General features: G+C 61.4%; 17 protein-coding genes. 5 read left to right on the top strand and 12 right to left on the bottom strand.

Annotated elements, in window-relative coordinates; translation table 11 throughout:
• Both IAE36_RS10150 and IAE36_RS10145 read right to left on the bottom strand, forming a co-directional pair.
• On the bottom strand, nt 1-818 hold an 818-nt coding region (locus IAE36_RS10150), incomplete at its 3' end, for an MFS transporter (RefSeq protein WP_236408783.1).
• Nucleotides 819-902: 84 nt separating this feature from the next.
• The gene (locus IAE36_RS10145; RefSeq protein WP_060481861.1) at nt 903-1,580 is read right to left on the bottom strand and encodes an RraA family protein; all 678 of its coding nucleotides are present in this window, start codon (nt 1,578-1,580) and stop codon (nt 903-905) included.
• Between the two features lie 231 nt (nt 1,581-1,811).
• Between IAE36_RS10145 and IAE36_RS10140 the strand changes: the two genes are divergently transcribed.
• The 3 genes from IAE36_RS10140 to IAE36_RS10130 all read left to right on the top strand — a co-directional run bounded on the left by IAE36_RS10140 (nt 1,812) and on the right by IAE36_RS10130 (nt 5,204).
• Complete coding sequence (locus tag IAE36_RS10140) at nt 1,812-2,789, top strand: hydroxyacid dehydrogenase (protein ID WP_201212165.1); 978 nt, start codon at nt 1,812-1,814, stop codon at nt 2,787-2,789.
• Between the two features lie 80 nt (nt 2,790-2,869).
• Nucleotides 2,870-4,198 carry an MFS transporter gene (locus IAE36_RS10135; RefSeq protein ID WP_201212163.1) on the top strand — a complete coding sequence of 443 codons (1,329 nt, stop codon included), beginning with the start codon at nt 2,870-2,872 and terminating at the stop codon, nt 4,196-4,198.
• A gap of 79 nt (nt 4,199-4,277) precedes the next feature.
• Nucleotides 4,278-5,204: an amidohydrolase family protein gene (locus tag IAE36_RS10130; RefSeq protein WP_201212161.1), complete on the top strand. Its 927-nt coding sequence runs from the start codon at nt 4,278-4,280 to the stop codon at nt 5,202-5,204.
• A gap of 11 nt (nt 5,205-5,215) precedes the next feature.
• On the opposite strand, the gene IAE36_RS10125 is transcribed toward IAE36_RS10130, so the two are convergent.
• The 10 genes from IAE36_RS10125 to IAE36_RS10080 all read right to left on the bottom strand — a co-directional run bounded on the left by IAE36_RS10125 (nt 5,216) and on the right by IAE36_RS10080 (nt 16,790).
• Nucleotides 5,216-6,727 (bottom strand): PepSY-associated TM helix domain-containing protein, encoded by a 1,512-nt coding sequence (locus IAE36_RS10125; RefSeq protein ID WP_201212159.1) that lies wholly within the window; start codon nt 6,725-6,727, stop codon nt 5,216-5,218.
• Nucleotides 6,724-7,020 (bottom strand): iron transporter, encoded by a 297-nt coding sequence (locus IAE36_RS10120; RefSeq protein WP_236408781.1) that lies wholly within the window; start codon nt 7,018-7,020, stop codon nt 6,724-6,726. The genes IAE36_RS10125 and IAE36_RS10120 overlap by 4 nt, the downstream gene beginning before the upstream one ends.
• A 5-nt stretch (nt 7,021-7,025) precedes the next feature.
• Nucleotides 7,026-9,311, bottom strand: a complete 2,286-nt coding sequence (locus tag IAE36_RS10115) for a TonB-dependent siderophore receptor (protein WP_201212157.1) — start codon at nt 9,309-9,311, stop codon at nt 7,026-7,028.
• A gap of 233 nt (nt 9,312-9,544) precedes the next feature.
• A complete protein-coding gene (locus tag IAE36_RS10110) occupies nt 9,545-10,531 on the bottom strand; it encodes a FecR domain-containing protein (RefSeq protein WP_201212155.1) in 987 nt (328 codons plus the stop codon).
• A gap of 4 nt (nt 10,532-10,535) precedes the next feature.
• Nucleotides 10,536-11,045 carry a sigma-70 family RNA polymerase sigma factor gene (locus IAE36_RS10105; protein WP_201212153.1) on the bottom strand — a complete coding sequence of 170 codons (510 nt, stop codon included), beginning with the start codon at nt 11,043-11,045 and terminating at the stop codon, nt 10,536-10,538.
• A 134-nt stretch (nt 11,046-11,179) separates the two neighbouring features.
• A complete protein-coding gene (locus IAE36_RS10100; RefSeq protein ID WP_201212151.1) occupies nt 11,180-11,896 on the bottom strand; it encodes a PA1136 family autoinducer-binding transcriptional regulator in 717 nt (238 codons plus the stop codon).
• Nucleotides 11,893-12,771 carry a glyoxalase III HchA gene (gene hchA / locus IAE36_RS10095; protein WP_201212149.1) on the bottom strand — a complete coding sequence of 293 codons (879 nt, stop codon included), beginning with the start codon at nt 12,769-12,771 and terminating at the stop codon, nt 11,893-11,895. Before hchA ends, IAE36_RS10100 begins: the two co-directional genes overlap by 4 nt.
• Nucleotides 12,772-12,936: 165 nt before the next feature.
• Nucleotides 12,937-13,092 carry a hypothetical protein gene (locus IAE36_RS10090; RefSeq protein ID WP_169338818.1) on the bottom strand — a complete coding sequence of 52 codons (156 nt, stop codon included), beginning with the start codon at nt 13,090-13,092 and terminating at the stop codon, nt 12,937-12,939.
• Nucleotides 13,093-13,113: 21 nt separating this feature from the next.
• Nucleotides 13,114-14,244: a catalase family protein gene (locus tag IAE36_RS10085; protein WP_201212147.1), complete on the bottom strand. Its 1,131-nt coding sequence runs from the start codon at nt 14,242-14,244 to the stop codon at nt 13,114-13,116.
• 191 nt (nt 14,245-14,435) lie between these two features.
• Nucleotides 14,436-16,790, bottom strand: a complete 2,355-nt coding sequence (locus IAE36_RS10080) for an FdhF/YdeP family oxidoreductase (RefSeq protein ID WP_201212145.1) — start codon at nt 16,788-16,790, stop codon at nt 14,436-14,438.
• A gap of 163 nt (nt 16,791-16,953) precedes the next feature.
• On the opposite strand from IAE36_RS10080, the gene IAE36_RS10075 reads away from it, so the two are divergent.
• Nucleotides 16,954-17,466, top strand: coding sequence for a sigma-70 family RNA polymerase sigma factor (locus IAE36_RS10075; protein ID WP_028634278.1), 513 nt, complete (start codon nt 16,954-16,956; stop codon nt 17,464-17,466).
• Nucleotides 17,459-18,397 carry a FecR domain-containing protein gene (locus tag IAE36_RS10070; protein WP_201212143.1) on the top strand — a complete coding sequence of 313 codons (939 nt, stop codon included), beginning with the start codon at nt 17,459-17,461 and terminating at the stop codon, nt 18,395-18,397. The genes IAE36_RS10075 and IAE36_RS10070 overlap by 8 nt, the downstream gene beginning before the upstream one ends.
• The last annotated feature ends 82 nt before the right edge of the window (nt 18,398-18,479 follow it).

Below are 18,479 nucleotides of genomic sequence, written 5' to 3'. Positions count from 1 at the left end.
GCCCCCCACAACCAGCCCAGCACCTGCGCATCACCGGCAAACACTGCCCTGGCCAGGATCGGCAGCAGCGCCGCGTAGCACGATGCCAGCAAGTTGACCATGATCACATTGACCAGCAGTTGGCGCACGTTGCGGGTTTGCCACAGGTAGGCCAGGCCCTCGCGAAACACTTGCGCTGTGGAGCCACTGGCCTTTGGAGCTGCAACGCCCCGAACCTTTAGCAAGCCCCCCAGCAACGCCAGGAAAGCCATTGCCGTCAGGGCGAAACAGGCTGCCTCACCGGCCAGGGCAATGAGCCCGCCTGCCAAGGGCGGCCCAACGAAGCGTGCGGCGTTGATCAGCATGGCATTGAGCACAAGGGCATTCGGCAGGTCGGCCGGGTCGTCGACAAAACTGCTGATCAGCGCTTGGCGCAGCGGGGTTTCCAGGGCATTGAGCAAGCCGAGCAGCAAGGCCATGGCAGCGATGAACGGCCCATCGACCCAGTCACGCCAAGTGGCTACGGCCAACACCAGTGACTGCACAATCAGCACCGATTGCACAATGATCAGCACACGGCGCTTGTCGTGACGGTCGATCCAGGCACCGGCCAGCGGGCCAATGAGCAGTTGCGGCGCCAGGGATAGAAAGGTGATAAGCCCCAGCAGCACGGCCGAACCTGTGAGGTGATAGGCCAGCCACGCCAGGGCAACCTGCTGTACCCACTTGCCCAGTGTCGAAACACCCTGCCCTGCGAAATAAATCTGAAAATTGCGATGAGCGAGCGCCCGCACGGCGGCGGGCCAACGCTTGCGATGTGAAGATGATGAATCGGACAAGTCTGCGAATCCTCGGTAAACCCGCAGTCAGTGCCAACCCATCGTGTACTGCGCCCCATCGCAAGGTGCGCAGTGCATGCTGGATCAGCCTGGTAGCAGGCAGCCTTTCTTTTTCAAGGACTCAAGGACCCAGGAACGGTCGTTGGTGCCTTGGGCAATTTTTTCCATCTGTGCAGTTTCGGCAGCATGCTTGGCGGTGGCGCCTGCATACACCTCGGCGACATGGTCGTAAGGCACGCACAGCAAACCGTCGTCATCGCCGATCATCAGGTCACCAGGCTCGATCACCATACCATCGATGGCAATCGGCACATTGATTTCGCCTGGGCCGTCCTTGTAGGGCCCACGGTGCGAAACACCCGCGGCGAACAAAGGGAACTCACCAGCGCCAATGTTGGCTGCGTCGCGGATGGCGCCGTTGATGACAATACCCGCCACACCACGTTTCACCGCGTAGGCGACCATCATTTCACCAATCAGGGCATTGGTCAGATCACCACCGGCATCGACCACGATCACATCACCGGGCTGAGCGATGTCGATGGCATAGTGCAGCATGAGGTTGTCACCGGGGCGTGCCTTGACAGTCAAGGCCGGGCCGCACAGCACACCTTCGCGGTGCATCGGGCGCAAGCGGGCACCACCTGCCGTCATGCGGTTCATCGAGTCGCTGACGTTAGCAACCGGAACCTCGCGGTAGCGAGCCACCCATTCATCGCCGACTTTACGAGCGCGCTCAAGCACTTGGAAGCCAATGCTCATGTGACATACCTCTCTTGGTGTTATTAGATGTCATCGGTGTCTGCCGAATCTGTTTTTAGAATGTCATTTCATTAATACCTTGGCAATGGATTTTTGCTGACTGATCAGCGCGCCTGAAAGTGATCGCATTATTTGGATTGCAATGGCGTTTCATTATGGTAGGGTTTAGCCATTGCCGCCCAGCACGCGGCACATCGCCCTGAACTGCCCCTACAAGAACAAGGTATCTCCATGCCCCGTACCCTCCTGCTGACCGGTCCCGAGCTTGCCGCCGAGGCCATGAAACTTGCCGCTGAAGAGGGCGTGAGGGTCATCCCCACCACCCCGTATCTGCCGGCCGAAGAACTGGAAGCCATCATTCGCGCCGAACAGCCCGATGCCATCGTGGTACGCCAGGGCGACCTGACACGCGCCATGATTCAGGCTTCTGCCAACCTGAAGGTAATCGCCAAACATGGCGTGGGTTACAACACCATCGATATCCAGGCCGCAGCCGAACTGGGTATCCCGGTGTCGATCGCAGTGGGCGCCAACGCGCAGTCGGTTGCCGAGCACGCCTTTGCCCTGATGTTCAGCGTCGCCCGCCAGACGGCCCTGCTCGATGCACGCATGCGCGATGGGCACTGGGACAAAGCGTCGGCCAACGGCATGGAACTGAGCGGCAAGACCCTGGGGCTGGTGGGCCTGGGTTCGATTGGCGGCATTCTCATGGACCTGGTGGCGCCGCTGCGCATGCAGGTCAAGGTCTACGACCCCTACCTGAAACAGCTGCCCGAACGCAGCCACGTCGTGCGTGAAGAGAACTTCGACCGCCTGCTGGCCGACAGCGATATCATCAGCCTGCACTGCCCGCTCACCGACACCAATCACAACCTGATTGGTGCCGCACAGCTCGAGCGCATGCGCCCAGGGGCGATTCTGATCAACACCGCGCGGGGTGAGCTGGTTGATACCGACGCGCTGGTGCGCGCGCTGAGCGAGCGCCGCATCGGTGGCGCCGGCCTGGATACCTTCAACCCTGAACCCCCGCCTGCCGACAGCCCGCTGTGGGGCTTGCCGTCACTGGTGGCCACGCCGCACGTTGGCGCCAACACCACCGAGGCCCGGGACCGTGTGGGCCTGGTTGCCCTGCAGCAGATCCTGGATGTGTGGGCGGGCAAGGCCCTCGACCCACGCTGCGTGGTCAACCGCCACCTGATGAACAGCTGACTGACTCAGGCGCCGCTGGGGCAACCACCCACGGCGCCATGGCACCCGTTACTCCAGAAAAAAAACAATTGGAGAGCACCATGACTTCTACAATCATCCAGCCCAGTGAACTCGAACGCGTCACCATGCGCCGTGTTGCCTGGCGCCTTCTGCCCTTTCTCATCATCTGCTACCTGATCGCGATCATCGACCGCGGCAACATCGGCATGGCGTCGCTGCAGATGAACCAGGACCTGGAGCTTTCGGCCAAGGTCTTCGGTTTCGCCAGCAGCCTGTTCTTCTTCGCCTACTTCCTCGTCGAAGTCCCCAGCAACCTGGCCATGCAGCGCTACGGTGCACGTATCTGGATCGCGCGCATCATGATCACCTGGGGCCTGATTTCTGCTGGCACCGCGTTCGTGCAGGGTGCCAACTCGCTGTACGTGATGCGCTTTCTGCTAGGTGCAGCCGAAGCGGGCTTCTTCCCTGGCGTATTGCTTTACCTTACTTACTGGCTCCCTTCCGCCTACCGCGCCCGTATGGTCGCGCTATTCATGGTTGCCATCCCCGCGGCCAACTTCATCGGCTCCCCCCTGTCTGGCCTGCTGTTGAGCCTGGATGGCTGGATGGGCATGCGTGGTTGGCACTGGCTGTTCATTCTCGAAGGGATCCCGGCCGTGCTGCTGGGCATCGCCTGCTTGTTTGTACTCACTGACCGCCCCGAACAGGCCAAATGGCTCAGCGACGAACAGCGCGGCTGGCTGACCGGCCGCCTTGCCGAAGAGGCTGCCAAGAAGACCGCCATCGGGCATATCTCGCTGTGGAAGTTACTGCGCCACAAAGACATCTGGGTATTGGCCCTGATCTACTCCGGCGCCTCTGCAGCCGGTAGCACCATGAGCGTATGGGCACCACAACTGCTGAAAACCTTTGGCCTCAGCGCTATGGAAATCGGCCTGGTCAACGCCATTCCGTACGGCATTGCCTCGGTCGTGATGATCATCTGGGGCCGCAGCTCCGACCGCACGGGTGAGCGCCGCTGGCACACCGCGATGACCATGCTGCTGATCGCAGCAGGCCTGTTCATGACGCTGTTCACCTCGTCGCTGCCTGCCACAGTGGTCATGCTGACCATGGTGCTGGTGGGCGCCTATTCCATGAAAGGGCCGTTCTGGGCACTGGTTTCAGGCTGGCTCTCGTCCAGCACCGCCGCCGCAGGCCTGGCCGCCGTCGGTGCCATGGCCAACCTGATAGGTGGCGGGTTGATGGTCAATGTCTACGGTGCCATCCACGACGCCACCAACAGCTATGCCCTGGCCCTTATGCCATTGGCGGCGCTGTGCACCCTCGCCGGCATCATGGTGCTGGTCATTGGCCGCAAGCGCCAGCTGGAACAGGCCCAGGCAGCGGCCACGCTGCAGACCAAGTAAGACGTCCCCCGTCATGCCCACCTTCACTGTCGAACGGTGGGCATCGGCCTTTGCACAACAATAAAAATCGAGGGTTCATATGTCTCTGTCTCGTCGCAGATTCCTGCAAGCTGCCGGCGCCATCAGTGCCAGCGCCGCAATGGGCGCCCTGGCGAAAGTCCCCTACAGTGCAGGCGATGGCCGCCCGCAGCTGGTTCCACCCGCTGGCAGCGTGGACTGCCACATGCACCTTTATGACAGCCGTGTCCCGGCGGCGCCGGGTGCCACACTGCTGCCACCGGATGCGTCCCTTGAAGACTACCGGCAGTTGCAGCAACGCCTCGGCATCCACCGCATGGTCATCGTCACACCATCAACATACGGCACCGATAACCGGGTGATGCTCGATGGCTTGCTGCGCAGCCGCGGCGACGCGCGAGGCGTGGCCGTGGTGGCCAGTTCTGTCACTGACGCCGAGCTCGACGAGCTGAACCGCGCCGGTGTGCGTGGCATCCGCTTCAACCTCAGCGTCGGGACCCAGGCACTCGACGGTATCGAGCGGCTGGCTGCACGTGTTGGCGAACTGGGCTGGAATGTGCAGGTGGCCACCGGCCCGCTGTTGCCGGAGGTGGCCCCACGCCTGAGCAAACTGCCGGGCCGCCTGGTCATCGACCATCTGGGCCATGTACCACAGCCTGAAGGGCTCGCGTCTCACGCGTTCAGCGCAATGAGCGACCTGCTCGACCGGGGCAATACCTGGGTCAAGCTGTCGGCCCCTTACTTGCGTTCGCAAACCGGCGGCCCTGGCTATCAGGATGTCGGGGTTGTGGCGAGCCGCCTGATCGAGCGCTTCCCCGAGCACATGCTGTGGGGCAGCGATTGGCCGCACCCGACCCTCGCCGAACAGAACAAGCCAGATGACAGCGCCTTGCTCGACGCGCTGCTGCAGTGGGCGCCCGACGAGGCGATTCGTCGCAAGATTCTTCGCGACAACCCCATGAAGCTGTACGGGTTCACTGCCGTATAAGCCCGTACCCCTCAGTTGTGCCGCAGCGGTAGCGTCGGCCTGTTGCCGCTGCCCTCTGTAATTTTCCACCGCAGCCAGGCCGCTAGCGCGCCAAACAGCAGACAGCCCACATCCACACCCCCCATGTAACCTTCCAGTGCCAGGGACAGCAACGGCACGCACACCCCAAGCACACACGCCACAGCCAGTTGCTCGCGCCAGACGGTACGCCAAGGACGCAGCAGCGCGTGCACGCCGCTACACAGCCATACCAGGAAGAAGACCTTCACCTCCCAGCCGCTGCGATGCATCAAGCTCGCAGGAAGCAATCGGTTGGCCAGCAATAATGCAACGCAGCTGACAGGCAACCCCAGCATCAAGACCACATTCATGTATTCTGCTGCACGATGGCATGCCGCCTCCAATGCATTGTCGGCAGCAGACCGGCGCCTGCGCTTGACCGTGAACAGCACCAGACCTGTGGCAATCATCATGCTGCTTACCAGGCCGCAGAAAAAATAAAGCCCTCTGAGCGGATAATCGCTGAATTGCGCAAAATGCAGCCCGGCCATTACCTGCTGTACACGTTGGCCGGGGGCGCTTGTGGCAGGGGGGCGCAGAACACTGCCACTCGCCACATCAAACACCATGCCTCGCCCCCTGGACAGCTCCATACGGTTGCCGTCGGCTTCGCGCACCTCCACTCGTGACCCGGTGCGGCCTGGGTTGTAGAGGGTCAGCCCAGACAATGGGCCGAGCGCGTTCTGGGCAGTGACTAGCATCGGAGCAAGCGACGTGATGGGGGCTGCAGCATCGCCACGCTGTAACTGCAGCACTACCCGCGGCAGCGCTGTGCCACGCATGATCTGGCGAGTGGAAGCGTGCTCCACCCCCAGCAGCGCGTGAACTGCAGCTGGCATATAGGCGAGGTAGAAGATGACCAGCCCGGTATAGGCAATCATCAGGTAGAAAGGCATCAGCAGGACCCCAGCCGCATTATGCGCATCGAGCCAAGAACGCTGCCCCTTCCCTGGCCGGAAGGTGAAGAACTCCTTGAACAGCTTCTTGTGAATGATGATACCGCTGGCCGTTGCCACCAGCAGCGCCATGGCCGACAGCCCGACCACCCAGATGCCCAGCGTGCGTGGAAGGTACAGGGTGAAATGGAAACGGAAGAAAAAATACCCGCCCACGGTCTCTCTCACCGGCTCGGGCAGGCCGGTAAGGGTATCCAGATACGTCCCGCCTTCACGTTGCCGCGGGCCTGTTGAAACCCTCAGAAATGGGATGCGTTGGGTGGGCAGGTCGATGTTCCACTGATCGGCCTGGGCAGCGTTCACCGACAGGTACTCCACTGCGCGCTGGGCTGCTGTCACCGGATCCACCGGACGCTGCTGAAGCTGCGGGCGCATCCAGGCATCGATTTCCTTATCGTACACAGCAAGGCTGCCGGTGAAGAAAACGGCGAACAGTACCCAGCCCAATAGCAGGCCACACATCGTGTGCAACCGCGAGTAGGCTTGCGTAAGCGTACGGTTTTTCATGCCAGCGCACTCCGCACCTGTGGCCAGAATGCAAATACGGCCAGGGGGATGGCAGGTAACAATAGGGCCCAGGCGCGGCGTACGCTGCAGCAGCCATAGGCCCACAGAATAGCCAGGCCATACACCAGAAATGACGGAAGTGTCGCCACAATGACCGCTTCACTGTCAGCCATTGGCAACAGGCGCGCCAATGCAGCGGTGAAGCTGTAAGTAAACCCGTAGCCGCCGAAAATGGCGGCGGCCGTTCGCATCCAGGCTTCGGCGTAGCCGCCTGCTTTTATCGCTCTCGCCATGGTAGTCAGTACCGGTAGCCGAGGGTCACCAGCAGGGTTCTCTCATCACCCATGGCAACGGCGCGTGCGGTGCCGCCAGAATAGTAGTGTTTGTCGAACAGGTTCTTGAGGTTGAGTGCCGCACGCCAGTGGTCAATCTCGTAGGCGAGGCCCGCGTTCGCAACCACATACCCCGGTACACTGTAGCCGTTGGTGAACTTCCGGCTCTCACCCTTGAAGCCACCACTCAGGGTCCAGCCCTGAGGAGTATCGGCAAAACGGTAGCGCGCGTGCAGGGAGGCACTGTGGCGCGAGACGTTATCTAACGGTTCGCCTTGGGTGGAAGGCCGATTACCGCCGTCGTCCGTCACCACGGCTGCGGTGTAGGCGTAACCACCCATGATGCTCAAGCGATCAGTCACATCAGAGGTGATTGCCAGTTCTGCACCCCGGGTGCGCTGCTCGCCAATCGCCAGGCTGAACCCGTCATTAGCCGGGTCATCCTGCAGTACATTTTCCCGACGCATGTCGAACAGTGCCAAGGTCAACAGCGTCCTACCTTGCTGCAAGTCGAATTTCACACCGGCTTCCCACTGCCTGCCCTCTTCCGGCTTGAACGCCCTGCCCTGCGCATCACTGCCACTGTTGGGGTAGAACGATGTGGAATAGCTGATATAGGGGCGTACGTTCTCGTACAACTCGTACATGGCGCCGACTGCGCCAGAGACCGCATCAGCCGTGTTGCCGTTGCGGTTACCGGAAAGCTGATCGACGGAATAGGTATCGGTTGTGTCGTAACGCAACCCGCCCGTTAAGTTCCACTTTTCACCCACGCGCACGTTGTCTCGCACATAGCCGCCGAGCATGCGCACAGTGCTGTCGCGGTCGGTCCGTGCCTTGGCGGGGCAGACAACAGGCTTGCCGTAAACCGGAGCGAAGAGGTCCAGCTTGCTGACTGCGCAGTTGCGCGTCACCTGATGTTCGCGTGAACGCAGGTAGTCAAAGCCGGTGGTGAGTTCGTGTTCGCCCCACCGGCCGTCGAAGACTTTCTGCAGATGGTTGTCGAAGCTCAGCGTATCGCCACGGTAATCCTGCTGCAGCCCCGAACGGGTCAGCAGGCGACCGTTGGCAGCCAGCGCGCCGCTGGTGATCGCCAGCCCTTCGAGGCTGTAGCCCTGCCAGCGGAAGTTTTGCCGGTAGACCAAGTCATTGGCGAGCCGATGAGTGAGCGCGTAGCCCAAGCGGTCTTCTGTAGCGTCGTACGGCCCCTGCCCTGGCTCACCGATAAACAGATGGCGGGGCAGGTTTCCGTTGGGGTTGTTTCGCAGGCTGCCGCTTAACGGTAGGCCCTGCTGGCGAATGTACTCACGCTCCTGATGACTGGCCAGCAGTGTCAGGTTGGTGTCATCGCCCAGATCAAGCGAAAGCGATGGTGCTATATGCCGGCTCTTGAACCAGACATGGTCGGTGGCATCATCGGTATCCATCGCCAGCCCATTCAGGCGAAACGCCGCCGTTGCGTCGCCGGACAGCGGCGTCCCGACATCGAAGGTGGTCTGCTTGAAGTTATGGCTGCCGTACGTCAAATCGACTGCAGCGAAGGGATCCGCCTGGGGGCGCTTGCTCACCATATTCACCACCCCACCTGGCAGAACCAGCCCGTACTCCAGCGATGCAGGCCCTTTAAGCACTTCGACCTGTTCCATGGCGAACAGCTGCTGCGCTACCCGGTTGGTTGTGCTGGTACGCAGCCCATCAACTAGCAGCGCGTTACTGGCATCCTGCCCCCGGATGATCACGTCATCAAAGCCCCGCCTGCCGTATTGGCCTGCGACCACACCCGGAACATTCTGCAAAGCTTCACTCAGGCTCTGTACCTGCTGGCTGTCGAGCACCGCCCGTGACAGCACTGTCACCGAGCGTGGGGTTCGGGCCAGGGGTGTGTTCGATTTCATGAGTTGTGGCGAGGCTTGCGTATTGAAGCTCCCCACCGCCGAGGCATCGGCTGCGCCCTTCACGGCGGTGGCCGGCAGCTCCAGCATTGTTTCCTCTGAAGAGTGGATCAGCAGGAAGCTGCCGTCGGCCTGACGCTGCGCGACACAACCGCTGCCGTTGAGCAATACCTGCAGGCCTTCTTCCAGCCGGTACCGCCCAGCCAGCCCACGGCTTTGCCTGCCTTTGGTCAACTGCGCATCCGCCGAGAATTCGATTTTCGCCTGGCGGGCAAACTGGCTTAGCACCTGGTCTAGCGGGCCGGCAGCGATAGCGAAATCAAGGGGCACCGCGGATGCTGTATCCCGTTCCACAGCCATGGCGTTGCTGCTGCAGAGCGTCGGGTACACAGCACCCCCGGCCAGTAGGCACAGACCTAAGGCGGCCGCAGACGTGGATGGGGTGCGGCCAGACCGTGCCGTGGCGCTGGGTTTCATAGGCGTTTGTCCGAATCCTGAAGGGGTATGCCCGGCTCACTCCTGAGCCGGTTCTAGTCATAGGCCCCGCGAGACGGAAAAACCTGCCTGACAGAAACATGTTTTTTTGCGGGTGGTCACACGCCCGTGATCGAGGTCCAGTATCGTGTGCGCTGATTGACCTTCACAGGCAAGCTGCGCTCAAGCATGGTGAATGTCTTGGTCAGATCGTCCAACGGGAAGGACCCTGTCAGCTCAAGCGCTGCTACGTGCGGATCGCAGCGCACGATACCGGGTAGATAACGGGTCAATTCGCGAGTGAAGTCACCCAGGCGCATTCGTTCAACGATGATCAGGCCGTTGATCCACGCAGTGCTCCGGGCCTCAAGCGCAGCCGGCAGCGACACACGCCCGTGATCGACCGCCACCTGCTGCCCTGCCTGCACCAGGGCCATTGCTCCAGTACCACTGGCTGTCACCGCCACCGCTCCTTGGGTGACGGCCAGCGACGTTATGGCCCTCGCCTCGTCGGCATGTACCGTGAAATGTGTGCCCTGGGGTGCGAACTGGGCATCGCGAGTTACGACAACCAGAGGCCGGCCAGCCAGATCATTGCCAGTCAGCACGCCAACTTCACCATACCTTAGGGTAAGGCGACGCTCATCCCGGCCATAATCCACATCCACGGCAGTGGCAGTGTTCAACCACAATTGCGTGCCATCATGCAGCACATGATGCCGACGCTCGCCGATATCTGTGCTCAGGTCAGCCAGGCTCCCCTGAACAAGACGGGTATCCTTGCCATACCACGCGCCGGCGCAGCCCACTGCTGTACCCAAGACAACCTTGAGTAACGTCCTACGTTTACTTAGCAGGGGTTCCGGCCGCTGTACCATGGACCTCGCGATAGGGTCGACAAGGGCCGGTTCGTGATCCTTGAACGCAGTGGAAAGCACCTGCATTCTCCGCCAGGCGCGCTCGTGTTCACTATCCAGTTGCAGCCACTGCTGAAACTGAAGCATCTGCTGTTCGGTGAAATTGCCTGAACAGCTAAGCGCCAGCCAAGCGAGCGCCTGGTCGAGTACTTCAGGCGACAAGGCTTGATCGCGGTGGTCGTCAGGCACGGGTTTACTCGAAGAGGCTACAGTAGCAGCGGCGGAATGCCTGAGTCATGGCCTTCTGCACCTGGTCCACGCTGAGGGTGAGCTGCAAGGCGATCTCCTTGTAGGTCAGGCCATCAAGTTGCGATAGCAGAAAGATTGTCCTCACACGCGGCGACAGCCCTTGCAACAGGGCTTCAACCTGCAGCACCGACTCGATCAGCACTGCACGGTCCTCGGCTGAGGGCTCAACCCTCTCAGGCATGCTCGCCAAGGCATCAGCGTAAGCGCGTTCAATGGTCAGCCTGCGCCAGCGGTTCATGACCAGGCCATTGGCGATGGTAGACAAGTACGCCATAGGCTGGCGCAACTGATTCACCGGCTTGCGTGCCCGCATGACTCTTACGAATGTGTCATGCGCCAGGTCTTCTACATCATTTGAATCACCGAGCCGGCGCGTGAGCCACCCCCTCAGCCAGCCATGATGAGCCGTGTACAAGCGCTCCACATCGCGCTCGAATGAGTGATCAATACCCATGAAACCGAATGCCCGGCGATGATGATAAGTATTCGCAATTATAGCGATGCGTTCTGATGCCCTGCAACCGATCCGCGCTAGGAATAATGGGGTATGCACTAGCGCCATGAGTATTGAGCTTCTCGTGTTAAACGCTATTCCCGCGCAAGTTCCCCCTTGCTAATCGCAACCTTGATCGCCTGGGCGGTCGTAGCCACCCCCAGCCGCCGACGCGCAGAACGCAAATGGTTTTCCACTGTGCGTTCCGACAAGCCCAGGCTGATGGCAATATCGGCTTGTCGGCTGCCGGCCGCCGTCCAGGTAAGCACCTCACGTTCCCGGGCCGTCAGCAGCCTTGCAGCCGAAGTTGCCGGCGCGATCGACAGCCGGCGAGCGGCCCTGAACGCCGCTTCGGCGACGATCACCAGGGCAATGCACGCTTCGGAATCGCTCGATACACGTTGACCGCCCAAGCTCATGGCGCCCTCCAGCCCGGCAGGCCCGAAGACAGGCACCTGTACACCGTGCAGCCCTGGCCCTGCCGGGCGGCGGACCACCCGATACCGCTCTGTTCCTGCCTGATGAGTCTTGGACCAGAAGAAGGCTTCACGCGCTTCAAGGATGTGCCGGGTGACCGGACAATGCCGCACGTAAGCCTTGGCATCCACTTCCTGACCATCCTCCCACCACTGGCCTTCTACCCAGAACACACGGTCAACAAGGTCTTCAGCGGTGACAGATACCGAAAACAACACGTATCGGTCGTAGCCCAGAGGCTGTGCGAACTCACGCACAGCCGCCTGAATCGCAGGCATCGCAGAGGCCTTTTGCATCGTGAGCACCGCCCGGAATGCAGCCTTGGCGGGCGTCATTGACCGTTGGCTTCCTTCAACAACGCGGCCGCCGCCAGCTTGCCCAAGGCATTGCCTGCCAACGGGCTGTCGCCGGTCAGCAGCTTACGGTCCTGATGGACGAGCCCGGAGATATCATCGTTGATGATCTCCACACCCAGAGCCTTGAGCCGCTCACCGAACTTCCAGGTGAGGTGGCCCGGCATGTAGCCGATATCAGGTGTCTTGGCATCGAGCGCATCCGGGAACGCGCAGATCTTGTAGCCCCTGAACACCGAGTCGTCGCTGCCCCCGGTGGCACTTGTCGCCAGAAATGCCGCCGGGCCGTGGCACAGCGAAATGATGAACTTGTCCTGGGCAAAGGCCCATTCGAGCACACGCTTCACGTCAGGGCTTTCGGGCAAGCCGATCAGTGCGCCGTGACCACCTGGTATGAACACACCGATGTAATCCGACTGCTCGCCAAGCGCCTGTTCCAGCACGTCGGCCAGCTTGTGCGGCTGCCTGAAGGCATCACGGTACTTGCTGTAAAGGCCCTTAACCTCGGCGTCTTGCGCGGGCATCGCCCAGTGCTCGAACTTGACCGCGTTACCCGACAACGTCGCGATGTCGAAGGCAAACCCGGCTTTGTCCAGGTGATACATCGGCAACAAGGTTTCGACTGGGTGATTGCCGGTGGAGAACAGTGTGCCATTGTCAGTGGGCAGGTAGCGCTCATCAGCACCGATCACCAGCACCTTCAGGCGCCCACCCGTGTAAGGGGTGGGGTAAGCCGCACCGCTCAGGTCAGAAGTGGGTGACGTAAACTGGCTCAGCGAATACGGCGATGGAAAGAACGCACCATCTTCTGCCGGGTCTGCGGTTGGGCGTTTGTCTTCGGAATTCACAGGTTGCATGGCGGGTTACCTCGGTGGATGTCCAAGACATTGATCCTAGGGGGCAAGGCCAGCACTCGCAATGAGGGTTTCCCCCTAGTACGGAGATATTCCTAACGCTAATCACTCGCGCACCAGTGCCATGGGCCGGTGCGCTGAGTGACAGCTGATCGGTCCTTTTCGCCCTTACAGTGACTCGCCGTCGTCGATGTCTTCGTCCACTTCTGCCGCGTCAGTTTCATCAGCATCATTCAACGCGGGCGAGGTAGGTTTCAAAGGGTCATTGATATAGGGCACATCGCTCGGGCCCTTTTCTTCGTTACCTGCGGTTTTCGGTTGCACAGGGTTATCTCCTTGATAGGTTCAGACAAAGGGTTTGGGGTCACCCGGGCTCTCCGGGCGAGGCTCATGGATGGGACAACGGTTATGTTCGGCACGGAAGCCGGATGACATGTCATAGGCAGGCTTTCGAACGCGCATCACACCGCCGAGCGGCCTGTGTGCAGCCAGGCCATGCCAGGGGCTGAATGCCATGCCATCGTCCATGGCACGCACCTTTTCCTCACTCCAGGCTGCCTGGGGCTCGACTTCGAGCCGGGCTACGGCCACGTAGGGGCTGAGGTCTTCCGGCCACTGAACCGAAGCGTCTTCGACGGGCATTTTTTCGCTGTCGGTCGCCAGTTGCACCTGCAGCTCCCACACGCCGCCATGCGTTGCAAAAAACGCTTCCACCGCGTGGCGCAGGCCATCCGGGTCATCGCTCAAATCCACCTGCTGGTCGGTCAGTGCAGTAAGCGTGGCCGACACGGGCACTACGGCGAGCTTCGCGTAGTAGGGACCGTACAACATCGGCACTACGGTGCTGAAGCTTTCACCCAGAATATGCGTCTGCGGATGCCCACCGAGGCTCTTCAACGTCCCGCTTTCACCGCCGAACGCTTCCACAACTTTCTCGGCACCGCGCAGCACGGCAGAGAGGGCTTTCTTGGTACCGGGCGCCTTATCGGTTGTCTTGGCCAGCATCTTGAGGGTTTTCAGGAAGGCCTTGGGGGTCGCAGCAGTGAACGCCTTTGCGTTCTGCATCACGAAATCCTGGGTGGTTTCACCCTCACTGCCGGGCAAGCGTGGCCCGTCCACACCGACCATCTTCAAGGCCAGGCCGCGTGGGGTGGACACCTTGTCATCCAGAATATCGCCAGGGTTGGTGGAGAACCGCAGGTAGGCATCGAACCGCCCCGGTTTGGCGAAGGCGCCCTGGGCGAGGTGCGATGGCAGGCCCGGCGCGACCGTGATGGTGCCCCGCAGCAGGCCCTGGCCCTTGGCGTGCACGCTGCGGTAGGCGTGGCCATTGTCTTTGAACGTGATCTCCATGATCTGGCGTAGCGTGTCTTGCAGCTCCTGGCTGGTTTGCGCTTCATCTTCAGGGACTTGTTCGAAAGCAGGGTCGAACGGCAACGGTGCACCTGCAGCCGGTGTTACGGGGTCATTGTTCATCAAGGCTACTCCGGTCGTCTCTGTGGACGGTTAGGGTGTTCGTAAGAAGGCAACCTGGGTGCCGCCGCGCAGCCCTCGCCGCAAGGTGTCACCCTTGCAGGTTTGAGGGGTCGGGGAGCCGATAGCGTTCAGCCATCTTGTGGAAATCCGGACAAGTGGAGCTGCACGCTTCGGCCACTTGCCCAGCGTCTTCACACCACTTGGTCCGTCACACGGATCGTTTGGGTCTGGTTACCTTCCAGCGGCTGGCTGGCGTGCAAGGTGACAGGTATCGACTTGGCTGCGGGCACCTTGCTCCGCTGGGCGTGGTGCCAGAGCGGCACCAACGGATTGCATTCCGGGTAGTAAGCGCCGGCACACCCTTCAGGTATGTCGTAGGCGATGATCTGCAAGGGGCCCGCCTCGCGCAGCACCTGCGGTTCGACCGCGGTGCGCAGCAGCACCCAGTCGCCCGGCGCGAAGCCCAGGCGTACCAAATCGCTGCGGTTCATGAACAGCACGCTGCGGGTGCCCTTCACCCCGCGAAAGCGGTCGTCATAGCCGTACACCGTGGTGTTGAACTGATCGTTGCTGCGCAACGTCATCAACTGCAGCACATTGTGCGCATGGGGGCTGACCTGCACGTCTTCATCAGCCTCCAGTTGCTGCGGCGCCACGAACTGGGCTTTGCCAGAGGGGGTTTTCCACTGACGCTGACCCGCCGGCAACGGGCGGTGGAAGCCGCCCTGCTGCCACATGCGGGTTTCCATATCGTGGAATATTTCCGGGTAGACCTGGCTGATGGCGGTACGTACCAGGGCATAGTCGTGCCGCCATTCGTCCCAAGGTATGCGGTGATCTGCGCTTAGCGTGGCCTCAGCCAGCCCTGCGATAATCGCAACTTCAGAGCGCAGGTGCTCGCTGGCAGGCTCAGTGGTGCCTTCCCAGCCCCGCACCACACCGGTACTGTCCTCGGTGCTGTAGGCCTGTACCCTGCCCTCCTGGCGGTCGATCTCGATATGCCCAAGGCAAGGTAGCAACCAGCCCTGCTGGCCAGGCAAGAGGTGGGTGCGGTTGAGTTTGGTGGCCACCTGTACATTCAATGCCAGGTGCTGCCATGCAGCCTCCATGCGCCGGGTGTCGGGGATGGCCCGCAGAAAGTTGCCGCCCAGGCCGATGAAGGCCTTCACCTGGCCGGCCAGCAGCGCCTCGCAGCAGTCAACCGTCGCCATGCCCTTTTGCTGGGGCACTTGCACCCCAAACAATGCCTGCAGCTTGTCCGCAGGAACCTTGGACGGGTCTTCCGTAATACCGACCGTGCGCTGCCCCTGTACGTTGGAGTGCCCTCGCACCGGGCATATCCCTGCCCCCGGCTTGCCGATATTGCCCCGTAGCAGCAGCAGATTGACCAGCATTTGCACATTGTCGACGCCGTGGCGATGCTGGGTCATGCCCATGCCGTAGACGATCATCACGTTATTACTGCGTGCGTACACCGTCGCCGCCGCTTCCATTGCAGCGCGGCCGATGCCTGAATGACGCTCCAGCAGGTCCCAGTCATAGCCCTGCACTTCCCGGCAAAGAGCCGCAAAACCCTCGGTATGCGCCTCGATGAATGCGTGATCGAGTACACCTGGCAAGCCCTGTTCGAGCGCCGCCTGCTCCATGGCCAGCAGCGCCTTGATGATGCCGGTCACCGCCGCCAGGTCCCCGCCGATTTTCACCTGATGATACTGGGTGCTGATGACTGTCGACTGCGGCCCAAGCATCTCGCTGGGTGACTGCGGGTTGACGAAGCGCTCAAGCCCACGCTCGCGCAGCGGGTTGAAGGTGATGATCGGCACATGACGCTTGCGGGCCTCCTGCAGCGGGTGCAGCATGCGCGGGCTATTGCTGCCCACGTTCTGGCCGAAGAAAAAGATACAGTCGGTGTGTTCAAAGTCCGTGAGGGTCACAGTGCCCACTGGCACGCCTATGCTCTCCTGCAGCCCCACCGACGTGCTTTCATGGCACATGTTGGAACTGTCCGGAAGGTTGTTGGTGCCGTAGGCGCGGGCGAACAACTGGTACATGAAGGACGCTTCCAGCGATGCCCGCCCTGAGGCATAGAACACCACCTGGTCAGGCGTGAGCCCTCGCAGCTGTTGACCGATCTCGCGGTAAGCCTGCTCCCAGGTGGTGACCTTGTAGCGGTCGGTGACCGGGTCATAGTGCAGGGGGTGGGTGAGCCGACCCTGGCGTTCGAGGTCATGGTCGTTCCACGTTCGCAGTTGGGCGAGCGTGTGGCTGGCAAAGAACTCAGGGCCGGTACGGTGGCGGGTGATCTCCCACGCGGTCGCTTTCGCGCCGTTCTCGCAGAACTCAAGGGCATGGGGGTCGCCGGGCTTGGCCCAGGCGCAGCTGACACAGGCAAAACCTTTGGGTTTGTTCTGTTTGACCAAGGCAAGCGACCCCGAAGCCATGACCTGTTCACGCCACAGGATGGCCATTACTGATCGCGCTGACCCCCACCCTCCTGCGGCATCTTCATAGGGTTTGAAACGCGCTTGAGGGTGGATGAGCGACATGGCCGCCTCGCGTGAGTTATGTCTGAATATTTCGAGAATGACCGCGCTTCGAAAGTTCAAACCCGCAGGATGTTTGGCGGTGCAACAGGTGGTCGGCGCAGGGTTGTTTTCCGGCGGACATTTCGCCATCATTACAGAGAATCATTCTCATAAAACCTCTGCCATGTCAGTGAGCTCCTCTTCCTCAATGCATCAGCTCTACCTGGCCCACAATAGCTGGCTGAAAGGCTGGCTGCGGGCGCGTCTGGGAAATGCCAGCGATGCCGCCGACCTCGCACAGGACACCTTCGTGCGGGTGCTGGCTGCGCGAAATGTGCCGGATATCCGAGAACCCAGAACCTACCTGAGCGCCATTGCGCGCGGGCTGATGATCGACCGCTTTCGCCGCCGGGCGGTGGAGCAAGCCTACCTTGAAACCCTGGCGCTACTACCAGAGCCGCAGACCCCATCACTGGAAACACGCCTGCTGGTCATCGAAACCCTTACTGCAATGGATGCCATGCTCGATGGCCTGGGCGCGCGAACCCGTGCGATCTTTCTAGCCGTTCAGCTCGAAGGGCTGACTTACGGCGCAGCGGGAGAGCGCCATGGCGTTTCCGTGACGACGGTGAAAAAACACGTGATCCGGGCCATGACCCACTGCATGCTGCTGGCTCAGCATTACGACGATGCTTGAGCGCGACGAGCTGGAGCAAGCCGCCACCTGGTACGTGCAGATGACAGACATGCCCGGGGATACGGCGACCATCGCCGCGTGGCAGCGCTGGCTGGCGGCTAGCGAGCGACACCGCCAGGCCTGGGCCCAGGTCCAGAGGTTGCATCAGCAATGCGCAGGCCTTACGCCAGATGTGGCCCTGCCTACGTTGGCCTCCATCAGGGCAAGGCGCAGGCAAGTGGCGAAATTGCTCGGTGTGCTGCTGGCCGCTGGGGCAGCAGGTACCGGGGCGCTGATGGCCAGACCGCTGCCCGCCCGCATGGCGCAGTACCGTACCAACAAGGGCGAGCGACAGGACCTGCGGCTGCACGATGGCACCCACCTTGTGATCAACGCCCAGAGCGCCGTAGATATCGATTACACCGAGCACTGGCGCAAGGTGTACCTGCACGAGGGTGAACTGCTGCTGGAAACGGCACCCGATGCGGCGCACCGGCCATTGCTGGTGCTTACGGCCGAGGGCAGCGTGCGAGCGCTGGGTACCCGGTTCAGCGTCTCACGCCAGTACGACCACAGCACAGTACAGGTGTTCGAACACGCAGTGGAGGTACGCCCGCTCGACACGCCTTCCCAGGTAGTACAGCTGGAAAGCGGTCATCAGCTGACCTTTGATCGGAAAGGTAGCGGCCCTGCCTCGCTGGTACCGGCGGCCAGTGATGCATGGACCCGTGGCATGCTCGTGGCCTTTGACTGGCCTTTGGGCCAGGTGATAGAGCAGTTACGCCGCTATCGGCCAGGCTATCTCGGCTGCGCCCCCTCAGCCGCAAGCCTGCGGATAACCACGACATTGCGTCTGGACGACAGCGATGCAGCGTTGGGCAACCTGGCGGGCGCCCTGCCCATCCGCGTGCGCTACCTGACCCCGTATTGGGCCTGGATTGACCTGGCCTGAATATTTGAGCAACAGGGTTGCTGATTTTCATTCTCGCCCGGCCATGCATTGAAGCGGCGAGTACGGCCGCACCTTTGCCCAC

This window comes from Pseudomonas sp. S36, from assembly GCF_016647875.1.
Classification (GTDB): domain Bacteria; phylum Pseudomonadota; class Gammaproteobacteria; order Pseudomonadales; family Pseudomonadaceae; genus Aquipseudomonas; species Aquipseudomonas parafulva.
The sequence above is the reverse complement of the archived record's forward strand: the minus strand, read 5'-3'. Positions and strand labels throughout refer to the sequence as shown.

What these genes read in the sequence shown, in the direction of transcription:
- IAE36_RS10140 (WP_201212165.1), top strand. Translation starts at nt 1,812, where the DNA reads ATGCCCCGTACCCTCCTGCTGACCGGTCCCGAGCTTGCCGCCGAGGCC.
- IAE36_RS10145 (WP_060481861.1), bottom strand. Translation starts at nt 1,580, where the DNA reads ATGAGCATTGGCTTCCAAGTGCTTGAGCGCGCTCGTAAAGTCGGCGAT.
- IAE36_RS10075 (WP_028634278.1), top strand. Translation starts at nt 16,954, where the DNA reads ATGTCAGTGAGCTCCTCTTCCTCAATGCATCAGCTCTACCTGGCCCAC.
- IAE36_RS10135 (WP_201212163.1), top strand. Translation starts at nt 2,870, where the DNA reads ATGACTTCTACAATCATCCAGCCCAGTGAACTCGAACGCGTCACCATG.
- IAE36_RS10085 (WP_201212147.1), bottom strand. Translation starts at nt 14,244, where the DNA reads ATGAACAATGACCCCGTAACACCGGCTGCAGGTGCACCGTTGCCGTTC.
- IAE36_RS10100 (WP_201212151.1), bottom strand. Translation starts at nt 11,896, where the DNA reads ATGACGCCCGCCAAGGCTGCATTCCGGGCGGTGCTCACGATGCAAAAG.
- IAE36_RS10105 (WP_201212153.1), bottom strand. Translation starts at nt 11,045, where the DNA reads ATGGGTATTGATCACTCATTCGAGCGCGATGTGGAGCGCTTGTACACG.
- IAE36_RS10120 (WP_236408781.1), bottom strand. Translation starts at nt 7,020, where the DNA reads ATGGCGAGAGCGATAAAAGCAGGCGGCTACGCCGAAGCCTGGATGCGA.
- IAE36_RS10115 (WP_201212157.1), bottom strand. Translation starts at nt 9,311, where the DNA reads ATGGCTGTGGAACGGGATACAGCATCCGCGGTGCCCCTTGATTTCGCT.
- IAE36_RS10125 (WP_201212159.1), bottom strand. Translation starts at nt 6,727, where the DNA reads ATGAAAAACCGTACGCTTACGCAAGCCTACTCGCGGTTGCACACGATG.
- hchA (WP_201212149.1), bottom strand. Translation starts at nt 12,771, where the DNA reads ATGCAACCTGTGAATTCCGAAGACAAACGCCCAACCGCAGACCCGGCA.
- IAE36_RS10080 (WP_201212145.1), bottom strand. Translation starts at nt 16,790, where the DNA reads ATGTCGCTCATCCACCCTCAAGCGCGTTTCAAACCCTATGAAGATGCC.
- IAE36_RS10070 (WP_201212143.1), top strand. Translation starts at nt 17,459, where the DNA reads ATGCTTGAGCGCGACGAGCTGGAGCAAGCCGCCACCTGGTACGTGCAG.
- IAE36_RS10130 (WP_201212161.1), top strand. Translation starts at nt 4,278, where the DNA reads ATGTCTCTGTCTCGTCGCAGATTCCTGCAAGCTGCCGGCGCCATCAGT.